At 68.3% G+C, this 17,494-nt stretch carries 17 protein-coding genes; 7 read left to right on the top strand and 10 right to left on the bottom strand.

Features of this window, described 5'->3' with window-relative positions:
• The first annotated feature begins 177 nt into the window (after positions 1–177).
• The 3 genes from ACOJTB_RS02350 to ACOJTB_RS02340 all read left to right on the top strand — a co-directional run bounded on the left by ACOJTB_RS02350 (position 178) and on the right by ACOJTB_RS02340 (position 4,286).
• A complete protein-coding gene (locus ACOJTB_RS02350) occupies positions 178–2,946 on the top strand; it encodes a [protein-PII] uridylyltransferase (RefSeq protein WP_420100961.1) in 2,769 nt (922 codons plus the stop codon).
• Positions 2,947–3,055: 109 nt separating this feature from the next.
• On the top strand, positions 3,056–3,664 hold the full coding sequence (gene grpE / locus ACOJTB_RS02345; RefSeq protein WP_420100960.1) for a nucleotide exchange factor GrpE: 609 nt from the start codon (positions 3,056–3,058) through the stop codon (positions 3,662–3,664).
• 4 nt (positions 3,665–3,668) lie between these two features.
• Complete coding sequence (locus tag ACOJTB_RS02340; protein WP_420100907.1) at positions 3,669–4,286, top strand: trimeric intracellular cation channel family protein; 618 nt, start codon at positions 3,669–3,671, stop codon at positions 4,284–4,286.
• 17 nt (positions 4,287–4,303) lie between these two features.
• On the opposite strand, the gene ACOJTB_RS02335 is transcribed toward ACOJTB_RS02340, so the two are convergent.
• The 3 genes from ACOJTB_RS02335 to ACOJTB_RS02325 all read right to left on the bottom strand — a co-directional run bounded on the left by ACOJTB_RS02335 (position 4,304) and on the right by ACOJTB_RS02325 (position 6,943).
• Positions 4,304–4,924, bottom strand: coding sequence for an alpha-ketoglutarate-dependent dioxygenase AlkB family protein (locus tag ACOJTB_RS02335; protein WP_420100906.1), 621 nt, complete (start codon positions 4,922–4,924; stop codon positions 4,304–4,306).
• A 3-nt stretch (positions 4,925–4,927) separates the two neighbouring features.
• Positions 4,928–5,734 carry a 4-hydroxy-tetrahydrodipicolinate reductase gene (gene dapB, locus ACOJTB_RS02330; RefSeq protein ID WP_420100959.1) on the bottom strand — a complete coding sequence of 269 codons (807 nt, stop codon included), beginning with the start codon at positions 5,732–5,734 and terminating at the stop codon, positions 4,928–4,930.
• 240 nt (positions 5,735–5,974) lie between these two features.
• Entirely contained in the window at positions 5,975–6,943 is a 969-nt protein-coding gene (locus ACOJTB_RS02325) for a Tim44 domain-containing protein (RefSeq protein ID WP_420100905.1), read from the bottom strand.
• Between the two features lie 890 nt (positions 6,944–7,833).
• On the opposite strand from ACOJTB_RS02325, the gene ACOJTB_RS02320 reads away from it, so the two are divergent.
• Both ACOJTB_RS02320 and ACOJTB_RS02315 read left to right on the top strand, forming a co-directional pair.
• The gene (locus tag ACOJTB_RS02320) at positions 7,834–8,109 is read left to right on the top strand and encodes a DUF2306 domain-containing protein (protein WP_420100904.1); all 276 of its coding nucleotides are present in this window, start codon (positions 7,834–7,836) and stop codon (positions 8,107–8,109) included.
• 97 nt (positions 8,110–8,206) lie between these two features.
• Positions 8,207–9,340: an extensin-like domain-containing protein gene (locus tag ACOJTB_RS02315; RefSeq protein ID WP_420100903.1), complete on the top strand. Its 1,134-nt coding sequence runs from the start codon at positions 8,207–8,209 to the stop codon at positions 9,338–9,340.
• Between the two features lie 71 nt (positions 9,341–9,411).
• Here ACOJTB_RS02315 and mepA read toward each other — a convergent pair whose 3' ends face one another.
• On the bottom strand, positions 9,412–10,353 hold the full coding sequence (mepA, locus tag ACOJTB_RS02310) for a penicillin-insensitive murein endopeptidase (RefSeq protein ID WP_420100902.1): 942 nt from the start codon (positions 10,351–10,353) through the stop codon (positions 9,412–9,414).
• A gap of 136 nt (positions 10,354–10,489) precedes the next feature.
• Between mepA and ACOJTB_RS02305 the strand changes: the two genes are divergently transcribed.
• Both ACOJTB_RS02305 and ACOJTB_RS02300 read left to right on the top strand, forming a co-directional pair.
• The gene (locus tag ACOJTB_RS02305; RefSeq protein ID WP_420100901.1) at positions 10,490–11,470 is read left to right on the top strand and encodes a Bug family tripartite tricarboxylate transporter substrate binding protein; all 981 of its coding nucleotides are present in this window, start codon (positions 10,490–10,492) and stop codon (positions 11,468–11,470) included.
• A gap of 74 nt (positions 11,471–11,544) precedes the next feature.
• Entirely contained in the window at positions 11,545–11,721 is a 177-nt protein-coding gene (locus tag ACOJTB_RS02300) for a DUF3309 family protein (protein WP_420100900.1), read from the top strand.
• A 10-nt stretch (positions 11,722–11,731) separates the two neighbouring features.
• On the opposite strand, the gene lhpI is transcribed toward ACOJTB_RS02300, so the two are convergent.
• From lhpI to rpsA, 6 genes are all read right to left on the bottom strand, one after another.
• Complete coding sequence (gene lhpI / locus ACOJTB_RS02295) at positions 11,732–12,685, bottom strand: bifunctional Delta(1)-pyrroline-2-carboxylate/Delta(1)-piperideine-2-carboxylate reductase (protein ID WP_420100899.1); 954 nt, start codon at positions 12,683–12,685, stop codon at positions 11,732–11,734.
• The gene (locus tag ACOJTB_RS02290) at positions 12,685–13,023 is read right to left on the bottom strand and encodes a lipopolysaccharide assembly protein LapA domain-containing protein (RefSeq protein ID WP_420100898.1); all 339 of its coding nucleotides are present in this window, start codon (positions 13,021–13,023) and stop codon (positions 12,685–12,687) included. The genes lhpI and ACOJTB_RS02290 overlap by 1 nt, the downstream gene beginning before the upstream one ends.
• 55 nt (positions 13,024–13,078) lie before the next feature.
• Positions 13,079–13,363 (bottom strand): integration host factor subunit beta, encoded by a 285-nt coding sequence (ihfB, locus tag ACOJTB_RS02285; RefSeq protein WP_076441707.1) that lies wholly within the window; start codon positions 13,361–13,363, stop codon positions 13,079–13,081.
• Positions 13,364–13,391: 28 nt separating this feature from the next.
• Positions 13,392–14,363 carry a signal peptide peptidase SppA gene (sppA, locus tag ACOJTB_RS02280; protein ID WP_420100897.1) on the bottom strand — a complete coding sequence of 324 codons (972 nt, stop codon included), beginning with the start codon at positions 14,361–14,363 and terminating at the stop codon, positions 13,392–13,394.
• A 71-nt stretch (positions 14,364–14,434) separates the two neighbouring features.
• Positions 14,435–15,724, bottom strand: coding sequence for an Hsp70 family protein (locus ACOJTB_RS02275; RefSeq protein WP_420100896.1), 1,290 nt, complete (start codon positions 15,722–15,724; stop codon positions 14,435–14,437).
• A 185-nt stretch (positions 15,725–15,909) separates the two neighbouring features.
• Positions 15,910–17,494, bottom strand: a 1,585-nt coding sequence (rpsA, locus tag ACOJTB_RS02270) for a 30S ribosomal protein S1 (protein WP_420100895.1), incomplete at its 5' end; no start/stop codon positions are given.

Here is a 17,494-nt window from a genome sequence, read left to right as displayed (position 1 = left end):
CGGTTTTGCGGCATGGTGATAGACCGGGGCGGCGGCCGATGCGAGGCCCGCCCTCTCCGCAAGGGATGCAAAGCGCGCTGCCCCGACGCGGCCGGGCGTGCTAGAAGAGCGGCGAACGCCGAATCCGAGCCGATCTTGCAGACCCAGACAACCCGCCTCGACCTGCCCCTGCCCGAGATGCTGCATGATGCGCAGGACGGCGCGCGGCGCCTGCTCGATCTGCTGCGCCCGCGCGAAAAGGCAGAGCAGCGGCTGATCCTGACCGGGGCGCTGCGCCAATTGCTGGCGGACGGGCATGAATCGGCACGCGCCATTCTGGCGACGCCGCGCAGCGGTCTCGCCTGCGCGCAGCGCATCTCGGCGGTGATGGACGCGGTGATGCAGGCGCTGCATGTCGCGGCGACGGGATATTTCTACGCCGTCGACAACCCGTCCCAATCCGAGCGCATCGCGGTCGCGGCGGTCGGAGGCTATGGACGCGGCACGCTGGCGCCGGGGTCGGACGTCGATCTCCTGTTCCTGTTCCCGCACAAGCAGACGGGCTGGGGCGAAAGTGTCGTCGAATCGATGCTCTATCCGCTCTGGGATCTGAAGCTGAAGACCGGCCATTCGGTGCGCTCGGTCGAGGATTGCGTGCGCGAGGCCCGCGCCGACATGACGATCCGCACCGCTCTGCTGGAGGCCCGCTTCCTGGCCGGAGACAAGGCGCTGTTCAACGAGATGATGCGCCGGTTCGGCGAGGAGGTGGTGGAGGGCACCGCCGTCGCCTTCACCGAAGCCAAGCTCGCCGAGCGCGAGACGCGGGTGCAGCGGGCCGGCGCCTCGCGCTATCTGGTGGAGCCCAACGTCAAGGACGGCAAGGGCGGCCTGCGCGACCTGAACACCCTGTTCTGGATCGCGAAATATGCCTATCGCGTCCATGATCCGCGCGAACTCGTGGCGGCCGGGCTGTTCGACGAGCCGGAAATGCAGATGTTCGAACGCTCGGAGGAATTCCTCTGGCGCGTGCGCTGCTGGATGCATTTCATCACCGGGCGCGCCGAGGAGCGGCTCTCCTTCGACCTCCAGCGGCAGGTCGCCTCCGCCATCGGCTATGCCGGACGTCAGGGACAGGCCCCTGTCGAGCGCTTCATGAAGGCCTATTTCCTCGTCGCCAAGGATGTCGGGGACCTCACCGCCATCGTTTGCGCGGCCTTGGAAGCGCGCCAGCAGAAGCCGCGGGCGAGCTTCACGCGGCTGCTCGGTTCCTTCGCCAAGCGCAAGCGCGTGCGCGCGCTCGGCCATGCCGATTTCACCCTGCGCAGCCAGCGGCTCACCGTGGTCGACGACAGCGCCTTCGAGCGCGACCCGGTGAACCTGCTGCGTCTTTACCAGATCGCATCGCGGGAAGATCTGGCGATCCACCCCGATACCAGCCGGCTGGTGACGCAGTCGCTGAAGCTGGTGACGCCCGCCTTGCGGGCCGATCCCGACGCCAACCGGATCTTCCTCGAGATCCTGACCGGGCGACGCTCGCCGGAGGTCGTGCTGCGGCGCATGAACGAATCGGGGCTGCTCGGCCGCTTCGTCCCGGATTTCGGCCGCGTCGTGGCGATGATGCAGTTCAACATGTATCACCACTACACGGTCGACGAGCACCTGATCCGCGCGATGGGGGTGCTTGCGGAAATCGATGCCGGGCTGCTCGAGGCGGAGCATCCGCTCGCCAACGAGATCATGCCGACGATCGCCAACCGGCGCGCCCTCTATGTCGCGCTGTTCCTGCACGACATCGCCAAGGGCCGGCCCGAGGATCACTCTGCGGCTGGCGCCAGGATCGCGCGCAAGCTCGGCCCCCGTCTCGGGCTGACGGCCGGCCAGACCGAGACCGTCGCCTGGCTGGTGGAGCACCATCTCGACATGTCGACCGTCGCGCAGAGCCGCGATCTGGGCGATGCCAAGACGATCGAGAGCTTTGCGGCGACGGTGCAGACGCTGGAGCGGCTGAAGCTGCTGCTCGTGCTCACCGTGGCGGATATCAAGGCCGTGGGACCGGGCGTCTGGAACGGCTGGAAGGGACAGCTGCTGCGGACCCTCTATTACGAGACCGAGCTGGTGCTCGCCGGCGGCCATTCGCTGGTGGAGCGCAAGGCGCGCGTCTCGCGCAAGCAGGACGGGCTGCGCGAGCGCCTGGCCGACTGGAGCGAGGCCGAGCGCGAAGCCTATATCGCCCGGCATTATCCCGCCTACTGGATCAAGGCCGACCCAGCCCAGCAGGAGAGGCATGCGCGCTTCCTGCGAGAAGCGGAACAGGCCGGGGACATGACCGCGACCATGGTCGAGACCGACCAGTTCCGTGGCGTGACGGAGTTGACCGTGTTGGCGCCCGACCATCCGCGCCTGCTGGCGATCATCACCGGCGCCTGCGCCGCGGCAGGGGGCAACATCGTCGACGCGCAGATCGTCACCACCACCGACGGGCTGGTGCTGGACACGATCGCGGTTTCTCGCGCCTTCGAGCGGGACGATGACGAGCTGCGACGGGGCGAGCGGATCGCGAGCGCGATCAAGCGTGCGCTCAAGGGCGAGATCAAGATCGCCGATCTGGTGGCGCAGCGCCGGGCGCCGCCGCCCCGCGGCCAGACCTTCCAGCTGGCCCCCGAGATCATCATCGACAACGTGCTCTCGGCCCGCCACACCGTGCTGGAGGTGTCGGGGCTCGACCGACCGGGCCTGCTCTACGATCTGACCACCGCGATCGGAAAGCTCAATCTCAACATCGCCTCGGCCCATATCGCGACCTTCGGCGAAAAGGCGGTGGACGTGTTCTATGTCACCGATCTCACCAATGCGAAGATCGTCTCGACCGCGCGGCAGCTGGCGATCCGCCGGGCGCTGCTCGACGTGTTCGAGCATGAGGAGGCGAAGGCCTCGCCCGCAAAGGCCAAGCTCGCCGCACGCGCTTGATTTCGGCGCGGCAAGGCCCGATATCGACGGCGAAAGCGACCGCGCTGCGGTCGTGACCCGATAGGAGGCGGCGATGGCCGTCCCCCTTCATGATGGACTGGAAGAGGCGATGACGCAGAACCCTGCGACCGAAGATCCGAACCTCGAAGCCGGAACCGAGCAGCAGCAGCCCATGGCCGAGACCGCAGCGGCCGACCCGCAGGCGGCGCTGCGCGCCGAGCGCGACGATCTCAAGGACAAGCTCCTGCGCACCCTGGCGGAGATGGAGAATCTGCGCCGGCGCACCGAGCGCGAGATCGCCGATGCGAAAGCCTATGCCGTGACGAGCTTCGCGCGCGACATGCTCGGCACCTCCGACAATCTGCGCCGTGCGCTGGAAAGCGTGCCCGAAGAGGCCAAGACCGCCGCCGACGCCGTGTTCAAGGCCCTGCATGAAGGGGTGGAGCTGACCGAACGCGACCTGCTGAAGACGCTGGAGCGCCACGGCGTTCGCAAGATCGACCCGCAGGGCGAGAAGTTCGACCCGAACCTGCATCAGGCGATGTTCGAGGCGCCCGACGCGGGCGTGCCGAAGGGCATGGTCTCGAAGGTGGTGCAATCCGGCTACAAGATCGGTGAGCGCGTGCTCCGCCCGGCCCTGGTCGGTGTGTCCGCCGGCGCCCCCAAGCCGGCCGAAGCCCCCGGCTCCGAGACCGGCAACGGCCCGACAGGCCATTGAAGGCATGTTCGAGGGGGCCGGCGTCGCCGTTTTCGCGCTGACCGGCGCTCTCGTGGCCGCCCGCAAGGGCATGGACCCGCTCGGGTTCATCCTCCTCGCCACCGTGACCGGCGTCGGCGGCGGCACATTGCGGGAGCTGGTGCTCGGCCACAGCGCGCTGTGGGTGCGCGAACCCTCCGACGTCATCATCTGCACGCTCGTCGCGCTCGGCGCCTGGACGCTGGCCTACTTCAGACCCGGCATGCTCGAAGGCTGGGGCGGGCGAAAGCTGCTGATCTGGGCCGATGCGGCGGGTCTTTCGCTATTCGCCGTCGTCGGAACGCTGCGCGGGCTCGATGCGGGCGTACCGGTGATCTCCGCCGTGGCACTCGGCGCCATGACCGCGACCTTCGGCGGCGTGATCCGCGACGTGCTGGCGGGTGACCGTCCGATGGTGCTGTGGAGCCGAGACTTCTACGTCACCGCCGCCACGGCGGGCGCGGCGGCGGCCGCCCTGCTCGCCGGCCTCGGCCTGCCCGGTCTCGTCGTGATGCTGGGCGGTATCGCCGCGGCCTTCATCCTGCGGGCGGGCTCGCTGCTGTTCGGCTGGTCCTTTCCGAAGCTGCCGGGCAAGGCGGATTAGGCCCCCGCTCACCCTGCTCAGTCTGGCTTCGTCACCCTTCGCAGCGTCAGATTGATCCGTCCGCCTTCCGGCAGGAGAGTGGAGGAGCCGGACAGGACACGGTCGATGCCGTGATAGGCCAGCCGGGACGGGCCGCCGAAGATCAGCACGTCGCCGGAGGCGAGCTTGAGGGAGGTGGTCTTGCCGCCGCGCGTGGTTCCGCCGATGCGGAACAGCGCCGCATCGCCGAGCGAGACGGACAGGACCGGCGCCTCGAACTCCTGCTCGTCACGGTCCTGATGCAGGCCCATCTTCGCCGCCGCGGCGTAGTAATTGACCAGGCAGGCTTCGGGCGGGTGCGGATAACCGGCGAGTTCCTCCCACAGCGCCAGCAGCGGCGCCGGCATCAGCGGCCAGGGTTCGTTCGTCTCCGGATGCAGCGGCTGGTAGCGATAGCCGCGCTCGTCGGACACCCAGCCGAGCGGACCGCAATTGGTCATGCGGACTGAAAAGGGCTTGCCCGTCTTCGGCATGCGCGGCTGGAAAAACGGCGCCTGCCGCGCCACGGCGCGCAGCTCGGCCAGCAGGGCCTCCTGCTCGCCCTGCGACAGGCGGCCCGGCCAATGCACGACGCCGGGAGCGATGGCGATGCGGGTCATCGCTCAGAGCGTGTCCAGGCCGAGCACATCGGCCATGGAGTAGAGACCGGGCGGCTTGCCCCTGCCCCAGAGGGCGGCCTTGACCGCGCCCTGGGCGAAGAGGCTGCGATCCTCAGCGACATGGGCCAGTTCGAGCCGCTCGCCCGCGCCGGCGAAGATGACCTTGTGGTCGCCCGTCACGGTGCCGCCGCGCAAGGTGGCGAAACCGATCGCGCCCGGCTCGCGGGCGCCGGTGATGCCGTCCCTCACCGCCACGCGGGCCTGCGCGAGTTCGACCTCGCGCCCCTCCGCAGCAGCCTCACCGAGCATCACGGCCGTGCCCGAAGGGGCATCCACCTTCATGCGGTGGTGCATTTCCAGGATCTCGATGTCCCAGTCGGTGCCGAGCGTGGCAGCGACCTTGCGCACCAGCGCCGCCAGCAGATTAACTCCGAGGCTCATATTGCCGGAGCGGATGATCGGCGTGCGCAGGGCCTCTCCGGCGAGGCTCGCCAGATGCGACGGCTCCAGCCCCGTCGTGCCGACGACATGCAGGATACCGGCATCGGCGGCGAGCTTGGCGAATGCGACGGTGGCCGCCGGCGCGGTGAAATCGAGCACCGCATCGGCACCGGCGAAGGCGGCAGCGGCATCATCCGTGACCGGCACGCCCAGCGACGGCAGTCCGGCGAGAATACCGGCATCAGCGCCGAGAGCCTCGGACCCGGGTCGCTCGACGGCAGCGACGAGACGGCAGCCTTTCGTTTGCGCGATAGCCCGGATCAGCATGCGCCCCATCCGGCCGGCAGCACCGACGACGACGAGACTCATGTCATTCATGGGAAGGCTCCGGCAGGCGGTCTTGACGATCCTCTTCCGCTATAAAGCGGTTTTCGCGCCCGCGACACCCGATAAAGCAGCGCCCGGCGCGCGCCGTGCCGTTTTCGGCGGCGAAGGACGAGACAGGCGCCACCGAAACGGCGGGTGTCAGGCATCAGGCCCGGTCGGCTGCACAGCGCCAACGAAAAACGGCCGGGTCGCCCCGGCCGTCCAAATGGTGTTACGTCAGGTTCAGTTCGACTGCTGGATCGCGGAGAGCTTCCACTGGCCGCCACGCTCGCGCTGGAAGGTCCAGTATTCCTTCACCTCCTGCGGGCGGTTGGCGTCGCCCTCGACGAGCGCGCCCGTCTTGCGGTCGTACATCGCGTTGATCAGGCTGAAGCGCATCGCGACCGTGGCGTAATCGAAGCCGTTCTCGTGCCAGGCCTGGGCGAGGTCGCCCTGCAGCAGCTTGACGTCCGAAACCCGGTCGGCGACGCCGCGGCGGACATTCGCCGTCAGATCCTCGTCGAAATACCCGAACATCTCGGGCGTCACGCGCTGGCGCAGCCCCGCCTCGTCCTCGTTCGAATAGGCGGCGTTCACCTCGCCCAGCAGGCGCTCGAAGGCGTTGAAGTCGTCGCCCTGCAGCTCGATGGGCTGCGGCTGCACGGCCGCGCTGGCGGCGCCGGCGCCGCCCAGCATGCCCATCCGCGCCGCGCTGTTCTGCGGCTCGGGGCGAAGACCGTCACGCGGCACCGGCGCGCCCGCGCCGGCCAGCTGAGGCTCCGCGCGGCGGCGGAAGAAACGCAGCACCAGCCAAATCGCGCCGGCGATCAGCGCCGCCTGGAAGAGCAGGCCGATGAAGCCGGCAAGCCCGCCGAAGCCCGCGCCCGACAGCAGGCCGAACAGGCCCGCGCCGAGCAGGCCCGCGCCGATGCCCATCATGAGATTGCGCGCGAAAGACGGGCGCGCCGCCTGAGCGGCCGCGGCACCGGCGGCCGGGGCACCCATCGAGGGAGAGGGCGCGCTGCGCTGGAACGACTGGCCGCCACCGGGCGTGGTCGCCGTCGGCGGGGGCGCCTCGCGGGAAAGGCCCCCGCGGCTGCCCATGCTCTTGCCACCGCCCGGACGCGCCTCGGCGGCGAGCGGCATCACCATCAGGACGCCGGCCACGAGGGCGAGCGCACGACCACGGCGAGCAAGCGAGATCAGAGACATTGTTCCTCCCGGAGCCCCCATCGGGCTCGAACGGCAGGAATATGGTGCAGCTCGGCGCGCGCCGCAAGGCCGACCATGGCTAACGATTTGGATTCCTTACTCTTTCCTAAAACTGCATAATCCGCGATCATAAACGGACCGCTCCGGCATCGAGGCGGTCCTCGCGCAGCGGCGAGGACCGCCGGCAGACCCCGAGATACGACAACGCCGCCGGGACATTGCCCGGCGGCGCGGTTCTGAAGGCTTTTGCCCTCGAGATTTTCGGAAGGCTCCGGCGGTCCTTGCGACGTCGAGATCGCCCGTCGTCAGAACGCTCCCAACACGATCGCCATCATGAACACGAAGGCCGCGCCCATGAGCCACCGGTCGAGACGTAGCGTGAGACTCATCACACCCTCCTGCTGTCATTGACCTGTCATCCACGGTAGCAGAACCAGCGGGGGCCGCAAGGGGGCGCAAATGTGGCATCATCCGGGCAAAAGGAATTTCATGTTTAAAACGGCATTAAAATGCCGGGCCAGGGAGCGCATGGGCTATGTCATACGCTCATCCTTGATCCGTTTGAGACCACCGATGCGCCCCCCGCGCCCTGTTTATGTTTTGCCGGACCAGCTCTATTCTTGGATCGACAGGACGATGGGAAACATTGGTATAGTCTAGCGAAGCTCAGCCCCGACGTCTCAACGCTGGAGAGCCGGCCGGTCATTGAAGCCGGGAAGGACGTCTGGTAACGTCGATCATCGTCCGCCGGGCCTCCTCGATCATGACCCTCGCGCCTCTCGCCGCCGCTCCCGCGGTGATCCAGCTTCATGTGGCGAGCACGCTGCTCGGCCTGCTCGCAGGGGGGGACCGTCATGGTCTTCCGCAAGGGAACGGGCTGACACCGGCGGGTGGGCTGGCTGTTCGTCGCGGCCATGACGGTGGTAGCGGTCTCGTCGCTCTTCATCCTGCGAAACGGCCAATACAGCGGCATCCACCTGCTGACGGTGCTGGCGCTGGTCTCGCTGCCTGCCGGCATCGCCGCGCGCCGCTATGGCCGGATCGCGATGCATCGGCAGGCGATGGTCGGGCTCTTCATCGGGCTGGCCATGGCCGGCGCCTTCACGCTGAAGCCCGGGCGCCTGATGAACCAGGTGGTGACCGGCGCGCCCGGCGCGGCCCCTTAAGCCTCGGTTAACCGCGTCGGCAAACTTCGCCCCGCTGTGGCCGGCGGAGCGCAGGCGGTTGAGGAAGCGTTCACCCAACCCTTCGCATTTGAGGGGCATGAGACGCTCGAACCTCGCTCTCGTCGCCCTGGCCCTGGCCGGCGCAGCCGGCCTGGCCGGCTGCGGCAAATTCCAGAAGCCGCAGCGCGCGCCCTGGCGCGACCAGGCCGAAGCCCAGTGCATGGCCTCCGGCCAGGTGCCGCTGTCGAGCTATGTCAGCCTGCGCGGGAAGCCGATCGACGGGCCCGGCGTCTGCGGCATGCAGCAGCCGCTCAGGGTGACCGCTCTGCAGAACGGCAGCGTCGGCCTGACCAGCCCGGCCCTGCTGGCCTGCCCCGTCGTCGCGACGACCGACCAATGGTTCACCGAGGTGGTGCAGCCGGCGGCGATGAACGTTCTCGGCGCGCAGGTCATCGAGATCCGCGCCGGCTCCTATTCCTGCCGGGCCATGAACAACGGCACCGGCACCAGCCGCACCTCCGAGCATGCCTTCGGCAATGCCGTGGACGTCTTCTCGTTCAGGCTGGGCGACGGGCGCGTGGTCACGGTGAAGGAGGGTTGGCGCGGCGCTCCGGAGGAGCAGGCCTTCCTGCGGGAGGTCTTCCTAGGCGCCTGCAACTATTTCGGAACGGTGCTCGGGCCCGGTGCCGACCCGATGCATTACGACCATCTCCACATCGATCTGGCCCGCCATTCCAAGGGGCGGCATGTCTGCAAGCCGATCATCAAATACACCCCGAACTACAACCTGCCGCCGCCGGATCCGGGCCGCGTGAATTCCGCTCAGGCGCCGCGCCAGCAGGCGCCCTCGGCCAATGCCTATGCAGGCGGGCCGCTGCTGCGGCAGCCGGCGGATGGCTTGCGCCCGCCAGGCGCCGTGCAGAGCGGCGGCTACCCTGTCGCCCATTCCGGGCGCCAGAACAGCCTCGATGCGCAGCAGCGCTTCCTGCAGGACTATGATCGCCGCCAGGGCCAGGCGCAGCAGAGCTACCGCCCGGCGCCGCTGCCCAGCGAGCAGCGCGGCCCGCTGACCCTTCCGGGGGCGGTCGAGCCGACCGAGGAAACCGCGCTCGGCGACGGCGAGACCGGCGGCGTCGTGGATCAGCACGGCATGGAGGAAGCCCAGCCGATGATCACGCCGCAGAACGATCCCTTCGCCTATAGCTCCGGGCGGACGGCGCGGCGGCGCTGAGGCGCCGCAGCCCGGTCAGCCATCGCGCGGGTCGGTCCCGCAGTGGTTCCGACTCTTACGCGACCCTGCCCTCACGGGGCCGCCAGAACCTGCCGGCATTCGGGCGGCAAGGCGTCGAGTCCCATCGGCGGCTTGGGCTTCGGCTTGGGGCCTGGTTTCGGCTTTGGCGGGTTGAAGATCGCGTCATGCTGGCGCTCGACCCAGCCGGTCAGTTCCGCGCCGCAGCCATCGCCGAAATTCGGCGGCTCCTGCCCTTGGCAGCTCGCCATGCCCGCCGGGCAGGCGAGGCGGATGTGGAAATGGTAGTTGTGGCCCCAGATCGGCCGCACCTTCTCGAGCCAGCTGCGATCGCCCGGCTCGCGGCACAGCGCGACCTTGATCGCGGGGTTGACGAAGATGCGCTCCACCTTCGGATCGGCCGAAACGGATTTCAGCAGCCGGACATGGGAAGACGTCCAGTGGCGCGGGTCGACATCGCGCCAGTCGGAGCGGGCCATGTTGACGGCGGGCATGTTCTCGCGCTGCTCGCGGGACAGGCCGCCGCGCGGCATCGGCGTCAGCCAGATATCGGCATCGAGGCCGATCTGGTGCGAGGCGTGGCCGGTCAGCATCGGGCCGCCGCGCGGTTGCGACATGTCGCCGATGAGCAGGCCGTTCCAGCCCGTGATGCGGGGCACATCGCGGACCAACTTCTCCAGATAGTCGATCAGGACCGGATGGCCCCAGTTGCGATTGCGATTCAATCGCATCACCTGCCAGCTTGGGCCGTCCGTCGGCAGCGCCTGCCCGCCGGCGAGGCAGCCGCGCGCATAGGAGCCGATGGCGCGGGGCGCCAGCGTCGAGGCCGGCGTGGTCTTCTGCCCGAAGAGCGAGCGGGCGGCCTCGGGGTGAGCGGCGATGTTGGCGGCGCGCGTCTTAGCTTCCTGATCGGCCGTGGACTGGCCCCATGCCGGCTGGGTCGAGGCGAAGCCCAGGGCGGCGAGCGCGGCGATGATTCGGGCTGCATGCGTCATGGCGGGGAGCATCGCGGGAGCGAACGAAGCGGGTCAAGGGCGCCGCCTCTGGACAAGAGCCGCCGGCGATTGCAGCCTGTCGCGCAACGGCACGCGGGACGACCGCCAAGACGGCCGGTGACGAGAGGAAACGACCATGCCTGCACCCATCGACCGCCGCGCCCTCCTGGCCGGCGCCGGCGCCACGCTGCTGGCCGCCCGCCCCAGCTCAGCGCAGCAGAACTGGCCGCAGGGGCGGCAGGTGAAGCTCGTCGTCCCGTTCACGGCCGGCGGTGCGACCGACGTTCTCGGGCGGCTGATCGCCGACAAGCTGGGCCAGAGCTGGGGCAGCACCGTCATCGTCGAGAACCGGCCGGGCGCGGGCAGCAATATCGGCATCGAGGCCGTGGCCAAGAGCGAGCCGAACGGGGACACGCTGCTGATCGCCTCGGTGGGCCTCGCCACCAACCGCTATCTCTACGCGAAGGTGAATTACGACCCCGTCAAGGATCTGGCGCCGATCACCATGGTGGCGCTGGTGCCGAACCTGCTGGTGGTGCGCGACGACCTGCCGGTGAAGAACGTCGCCGAGCTGGTCGCCTATGCCAAGGCCAATCCGGGGAAGCTGACCTTCGCCTCCTCGGGCGTCGGCACCTCGCTGCATCTGGCGGGCGAGCTGTTCCAGAAGCTGACCGGCACCAAAATGGTGCATGTGCCCTATCGCGGCTCGGCGCAGGCGATCCAGGACCTCACGGGCGGGCGCGTCGATCTGATCTTCGACAACATCACCTCCGCTTTGCCGCATGCAAAGGCCGGCACGATCCGCGCGCTCGGCGTCACGACGCTCAAGCGCGCGCCGACCGCGCCCGACTACCCGCCGATCGCTGAGACGATCCCCGGTTTCGACGTCTCGTCCTGGTTCGCATTGTTCGCACCGGCCAAGACGCCCCAGCCGATCGTCGAGAAGATCTATCAGGACACCAAGGCCGGGCTCGCGGACCCGTCGCTGCGGAGCAAGATGGATGCGCTGGCGGCCGAGCCCGGCGGGTGGACGCCGGAGGAACTCGGCAGGTTCCGGCAAAGCGAGCTGAAGAAATGGGGCGACCTCATCCAGGAAGCCGGGATCAAGGCCGAGTAAACGGGAACTTCGCCTTCGCCGCATGGGTTGTCCCCTCCGACAGACGCCGCACGGCGCTCACGGAGGAGACATCCATGTCCACACTCGTCATCGTCCTGCTCGTGATCCTGCTGCTCGGTGGCGGCGGCTATTACGGGCATCGCAGCTATGGCACGGCCGGCCTCGGCGGCGCGGTCGGCCTCGTGCTGGTGGTGCTTCTGGTGCTGTGGCTGCTCGGCGCCCTGGGCGGCGGGGTCGCGCCGCGGGTCTGATCCCTATGGCTCAGCCGCCGGTGCCGTGTTCCCAGGCGGCGACGGCGGCGGCCAGATCCTCCAGCGCGACGCCGACCGATTTGAACAGGGTGATGCCGCCACCTTCCGGATGGCCGCCGATCCGGCCATGGCACAGATCGGCGAGCGTGCCGGCCACCTTGTCGGCGCTGTAGCTGCCCTCGGCGATCGCGATGGCGACGTCGCCGCCCTCCTCGATCGCCTTCGCCGAATCCACCACGACATGGGCACGGTGCAGCGCATCGGCATCGGCCTCGCGCATCTGCATGGTGAAGGCGCCGATGAGATCGAGATGCGCATCGCGCTTCAGCCAATGGCCATGGATCAGCGGCGCGGTCGCATTGGTGGCGCAGGAGATGATGTCGGCCGTGCGGGCCTCGCCCTCGAGGTCGGTGGTGGCCCGCGCTGCAATGCCGTCCTTCGCCAACTCCACGACAACCGCTTCGGCAGCCTCGGGGCGGCGGGCCCAGATGGCGATGTCGGTCAGCGGCCTTACGGCCCGGTGGGCCTTGACGATGAAGGGGGCCAGCGCGCCGGAGCCGACCATCAGCATATGGCTGGCCTGCGGGTTGGACAGATAGCGCGAGGCCAGAGCCGAGGCCGCCGCCGTTCTCCAAAGCGTGAGACGATTGCCGTCCATCACCGCCAGCGGCATGCCGGTGGCGCCGTCCATCAGCAGATAGGCGCCGAGCACACCCGGCAGGTTGCGCTTGCCGTTGCCGAAGAAGACGGAAAGGATCTTGGTGCCGATATAGGGCTTTTCGGCTCCCGGCCCTGTCCAGGCCGGCATGGTCAGCAGAACGGCGGGGTCCTCGCCCGGGCGCTCGATCTGGTACTGGCCGCGCTTGGGCGCGACGACCTCGCTGCGGAAAGCGTCGTCGAGGATATCGATCAGCGAAGGATAGCTCAGCGCACCGTCGAGCGCGGCAGCATCGAACAGGCGCATCAGTTGCGGCCGCTCGTCAGGGCCGGCAGGGCCGAATCCGGCACGGCCGAACGCAGGGCCTGCGTCTCGCTGCGGAGCGTCTCGGCCTCGCGCCGATGCCGCCGCGCCGCCTTGCGGTGCTTGCCCTGCGCGAACCAGGCGGCGATACCGCCGACGATCACGCCGAGGAAGACCGCGGCCAGCACGATGGCGAAAAGCGGCACGTCATAGGACAGCGTCGGCAGGTCGCGGCTGAAAGGATCGAGCGATACGCGGACCGAGCCACGATTGGCGACGGAGAACAGCACGATCACGAGCGCGATCGGCACCAGTATCAACGCCTTGAAAAAGGCTTTCATCGCAGTCTCCGTGCCGGCGCCGGCCACGAAGCCAGGCGCCGTCTGATAGCGGGATTCAGGCCTTGCCGTTGAGCCGCAGGCGCAGCTCCTTGCCGGTCTTGAAGACCGGGACGAACTTCTCCTCGACCTCTACCGCATCCCCGGTGCGGGGATTGCGGCCGATGCGGGCGGAGCGCGCCTTGCGCGAAAAGGCTCCGAAGCCTCGCAGCTCGACCCGGTCGCCCCGCGCCAGCGCCTTGACGATCTCGTCGAGGATCGCCGAGACGATGTTCTCGATGTCGCGCTGGTAGAGATGGGTGTTGCGGTCGGCGATCCGCTGGACGAGCTCGGACTTAATCATCGCTGGATCATAACCATTTGTATCAAAATCATTTTTCAGCGACAGGCTGCCAGAGCGCCAGTGGCTCGTCAAGCCGCAAGCCGACCGGCTCCTGCGCCGCGCGCGCGATCGAGGCGGCCACACCGTCGAGCCCTGCGAGGCGCGCGGATATCTCGGCGAGGCTCCAGAGATTGAGGCCCGAATTGCTGCTCTTGGGGCGCCAGTCGCGCACCTTGAGCTCCTTGGCGACGCCCTTTTCCTTCTCCAGCCAGGCAATCGCCTCGCGCTCGCCGCCGAGTTCGTCGACCAGCTTCATGGCCACCGACTGACGGCCCGAAAAGACGCGCCCGTCGGCGGCCTTCTCGACCTGCGCATCGTCGAGACGGCGCCGGTCATGCACCATCTGCTTGAACCAGCGGTAATTGTCATCGACGACGCTCTGAAGGGCCGCCCGTGCCTCCGGCGAGGTCGGCTCGAAGCCGTTGGGCGCCGCCTTCAGCGGGCTCGACTTCACCTCCTCGACCTTGACGCCGACGGTGTTCAGCAGCTGGCTGACATTGGGGAACTGGAAGAGCACGCCGATCGAGCCGACCAGCGAGGTCTCGCGGGCGACGATGTGATCGGTGCTCAGGGCCGCGATGTAGCCGCCCGAGGCCGCCAGACCGCCCACCACCGTGACCATCGGCTTCTTGGCGGCGAGATCTCGCAGGGCGATGTGGAGCGCTTCGGCGCCGGATGTCGTGCCGCCCGGGCTGTTGACGTTCAGAACCACGGCGGAGACGGTCCTGCTCTCCTCGACGGACTTGATCAGGTCGAGCGTGCGCCGGTCCCCCGAGATGAAGCCGGAGATGGTGATGCGCGCGATATGTGGGCCGGAGCCACCCACAGAGACATCGCCGCGCCAGGCCAGCCCGCCGATCACGATCGCCACGACGACGCCCAGGCCGGCGAGGACGCGCCAGAGGGTGAGCTTGCGCCGCAGGTTGCGGCGGTCGGCGAGCAGGTCGGCATCGGACGACATGGGAAAGCTCCAGGCGGCGGGGCCCGTGATGTAGCCCCGCCGCGCCGAGCGGGCAAGGCAGCGCAGGCGGATCAGGCGGCGGCAGATGCCCGGGCGCGATCGAGCGCGAGCAGAGCGAGGCCGCTCGCCACCGAGCGGAAGGCATCCCCGATATGAAGACGCCCCGCCCCGAAGCGCCGCTCGAACAGGCTGCGCACCGCCGGCACATAGGAGGTGCCGCCGGTCATGAACACGGCCTCGATGCTGGCGGGCGCGACGCCGGCCTCGGCCAGCGCCCGATCGAGCGCCGCCTCGATGGCGGCGACATCCTCCGCGATCCAGCGCTCGAACAGGCTGCGCGTGATGCGCTTCTCGATGACGACGCCCATCTGGTCGAAGCGCAGCACCGTCTCGTCCCGGTCCGAGAGCGCGACCTTGGCGGCCGAGACAGCGCGGTAGAGCTCGTAGCCGAGATCATATTCGATCACGGTCAGCAGATCCTCGAGCTTGCCGGGCTCGACCGCGTCGCGGATCAGCGCGTTGAGTTCGGCCAGGGTTTCGCGGCTCTTCATCAGCGAGAGCTTGTGCCATTGCGCGAAGGCGGCGTGATAATGCGCCGGCACCGGCAGGAACTTGCCGAAGGAGCGGTAATCCGTGCCCTTGCCCAGCGCCGGCGAGACCGCATGCTCGATGATGCGGTAGTCGAAGGTGTCGCCCGCCACGCCGACACCGGCATGGGAGAGCGGGATCGCCTCCAGCCCGCCGCGTGCGCCGGGCTCGAAGCGCATCACCGAGAAGTCGCTGGTGCCTCCGCCGAAATCGGCGACGAGCATCGTCTGCGGGGTCTTCAGCTCACGCGCGTACCAATAGGCGGCGCCGAGCGGCTCATAGGCGAAATCGACCTGAGGCATCTGCGCCTTGCCGTAGGAGGCGCGCAGGCGGTCCACCGCCAGGGCTTCGTCCGGGCGCTCGCCGGCGAAGACGACCGGGCGGCCGGAGATCAGGGGCAGCGTGCCCGCCTGGTCGAGGCCGGCGGCCAGATCCGTCAGGAAGACCGCAATCAGATCCTCCAGCCTGAAGAGCTTGCCGAACAGCCGCGTCTCCTGAAAGGCGCGGCTGGAGAGATGGGTCTTCAGCGATTGCAGGAAACGGTGCTCGCTGGTCATGCCGAGCGCCATGTCGAGAGCGTCCGGGCCGCTGACATGGGCGATATGCGTCTGCGGCGGCCGGCCCTCGCGCCAGAACATCAGCGCCGAGCGATAGGCATCGACCGCGCCCTGCCGCGTGGCGAAGGAGCGCGTCACGACGGTTCCCTCGGTATCCGCCAGAGCGACGACGCTGTTGGTGGTGCCGAAGTCGATGCCGATGGCGGCGGGGGTCATAATGCACCTCTTTTCGCGTCAGGCGAGTCGGACCCTGGAGGCACAGACGCCGTCATCCTGGGCGCCCGCAGGGCGTCCCGGAATAACGGCGAGGGTGAGAGATCCCCAGGAACAGAAACAAAAGCCCGCGCGGATTTCTCCGCGCGGGCTGGGTTGGATATCCGGCCGCCGGAGCGGCCGAAACCTCACTTCTTGTCGGTGGCCTTCTTGAGCGCGGCGCCCAGGATGTCGCCGAGCGAGGCACCGGAATCGGCGGAGCCGTACTGGGCCATCGCCTCCTTCTCCTCGGCCATTTCCAGAGCCTTGATCGAGACCTGGATCTTGCGGGCCTTCTTGTCGAAGAGCACGACGCGGGCATCGACACGCTCGCCGGCCGCGAAGCGCTCGGGGCGCTGCTCGGCACGGTCACGGGCCAGTTCGGCGCGCTTGATGAAGGTCATCATGTCGGTATCGGCGATCTTCACGTCGAGACCGGACTCCTTCACCTCGACCACCTCGCAGGTGACGATCTGACCCTTCTTGAACTCGCCGGCATCCACGAAGGGATCGCCGCCGAGCTGCTTGAGGCCGAGCGAGATGCGCTCCTTCTCGACGTCGACGTCGAGAACGACCGCCTGAAGGACGTCGCCCTTCTTGTACTCCTCGATCACCTGCTCGCCCGGACGGTTCCAGTCCAGATCCGACAGGTGGATCATGCCGTCGATGTCGCCTTCCAGGCCCAGGAACAGACCGAACTCGGTCTTGTTCTTGACCTCGCCCTCGACCGTCGAACCGGCCGGGTGCTGCTCGGCGAAGACTTCCCACGGGTTGCGCAGGGTCTGCTTGAGGCCGAGCGAGATGCGGCGCTTGACCGGATCGACCTCGAGGATCGCGACGTCGACTTCCTGCGAGGTCGAGTCGATCTTGCCGGGGTGGACGTTCTTCTTGGTCCAGGACATCTCGGAGACGGGGATCAGGCCTTCGATGCCCGGCTCCACTTCGACGAACGCGCCGTAGTCCGTGATGTTAGTCACGCGGCCCTTGAGGCGGGTGCCGACCGGATAACGCTCGGCGATGCCGTCCCACGGATCGGCCAGCAGCTGCTTGATGCCGAGCGAGATGCGGTGCGTGTCCTGGTTGATCTTGATGATCTTGACCTTGACCGTCTGGCCGATGGTCACGACCTCGGACGGGTGGTTCACGCGGCGCCAGGCCATATCGGTGACGTGCAGCAGGCCGTCGATGCCGCCGAGGTCAACGAACGCACCGTATTCGGTGATGTTCTTGACGACGCCGTCGATGACCTGGCCCTCTTCGAGCGAGGCGACCAGCTCGGAACGCGCCTCGGCGCGGGTCTCTTCGAGGACGGTGCGGCGCGACACGACGATGTTGCCGCGGCGGCGATCCATCTTGAGGATCTCGAAGGGCTGCGGCTGACCCATCAGCGGGCCGACGTCGCGGATCGGGCGGATGTCGACCTGCGAGCGCGGCAGGAACGCCACGGCGCCGTCGAGGTCGACCGTGTAGCCGCCCTTGACCTGGTTGAAGATCACGCCCGTGACCTTCTCGTTGGCCTCGAAGGCCTTCTCGAGCTTGACCCAGCTCTCTTCGCGGCGGGCCTTGTCACGGCTGATGACGGCTTCGCCGAGCGCGTTCTCGATCCGGTCGAGATAGACCTCGACCTCGTCGCCCACCTTCAGGGACTGGTCGCGGCCGGGGCCCATGAATTCCTTGAGGGCGACGCGGCCCTCGGTCTTCAGGCCGATGTCGATGACCGCGACATCTTTCTCG

It is taken from the genome of Allobosea sp. (assembly GCF_048595345.1).
GTDB lineage: Bacteria > Pseudomonadota > Alphaproteobacteria > Rhizobiales > Beijerinckiaceae > Allobosea.
This window is presented reverse-complemented; position numbering and strand designations above follow the sequence as displayed.

Excerpts from the sequence above, each read along its gene's own strand:
- ihfB (WP_076441707.1), bottom strand. The coding sequence starts at position 13,363 with ATGATTAAGTCCGAGCTCGTCCAGCGGATCGCCGACCGCAACACCCAT.
- grpE (WP_420100960.1), top strand. The coding sequence starts at position 3,056 with ATGACGCAGAACCCTGCGACCGAAGATCCGAACCTCGAAGCCGGAACC.
- ACOJTB_RS02315 (WP_420100903.1), top strand. The coding sequence starts at position 8,207 with ATGAGACGCTCGAACCTCGCTCTCGTCGCCCTGGCCCTGGCCGGCGCA.
- ACOJTB_RS02340 (WP_420100907.1), top strand. The coding sequence starts at position 3,669 with ATGTTCGAGGGGGCCGGCGTCGCCGTTTTCGCGCTGACCGGCGCTCTC.
- ACOJTB_RS02335 (WP_420100906.1), bottom strand. The coding sequence starts at position 4,924 with ATGACCCGCATCGCCATCGCTCCCGGCGTCGTGCATTGGCCGGGCCGC.
- dapB (WP_420100959.1), bottom strand. The coding sequence starts at position 5,734 with ATGAGTCTCGTCGTCGTCGGTGCTGCCGGCCGGATGGGGCGCATGCTG.
- ACOJTB_RS02305 (WP_420100901.1), top strand. The coding sequence starts at position 10,490 with ATGCCTGCACCCATCGACCGCCGCGCCCTCCTGGCCGGCGCCGGCGCC.
- ACOJTB_RS02300 (WP_420100900.1), top strand. The coding sequence starts at position 11,545 with ATGTCCACACTCGTCATCGTCCTGCTCGTGATCCTGCTGCTCGGTGGC.
- mepA (WP_420100902.1), bottom strand. The coding sequence starts at position 10,353 with ATGACGCATGCAGCCCGAATCATCGCCGCGCTCGCCGCCCTGGGCTTC.
- ACOJTB_RS02275 (WP_420100896.1), bottom strand. The coding sequence starts at position 15,724 with ATGACCCCCGCCGCCATCGGCATCGACTTCGGCACCACCAACAGCGTC.
- ACOJTB_RS02290 (WP_420100898.1), bottom strand. The coding sequence starts at position 13,023 with ATGAAAGCCTTTTTCAAGGCGTTGATACTGGTGCCGATCGCGCTCGTG.
- ACOJTB_RS02325 (WP_420100905.1), bottom strand. The coding sequence starts at position 6,943 with ATGTCTCTGATCTCGCTTGCTCGCCGTGGTCGTGCGCTCGCCCTCGTG.
- ACOJTB_RS02350 (WP_420100961.1), top strand. The coding sequence starts at position 178 with ATGCTGCATGATGCGCAGGACGGCGCGCGGCGCCTGCTCGATCTGCTG.
- lhpI (WP_420100899.1), bottom strand. The coding sequence starts at position 12,685 with ATGCGCCTGTTCGATGCTGCCGCGCTCGACGGTGCGCTGAGCTATCCT.
- sppA (WP_420100897.1), bottom strand. The coding sequence starts at position 14,363 with ATGTCGTCCGATGCCGACCTGCTCGCCGACCGCCGCAACCTGCGGCGC.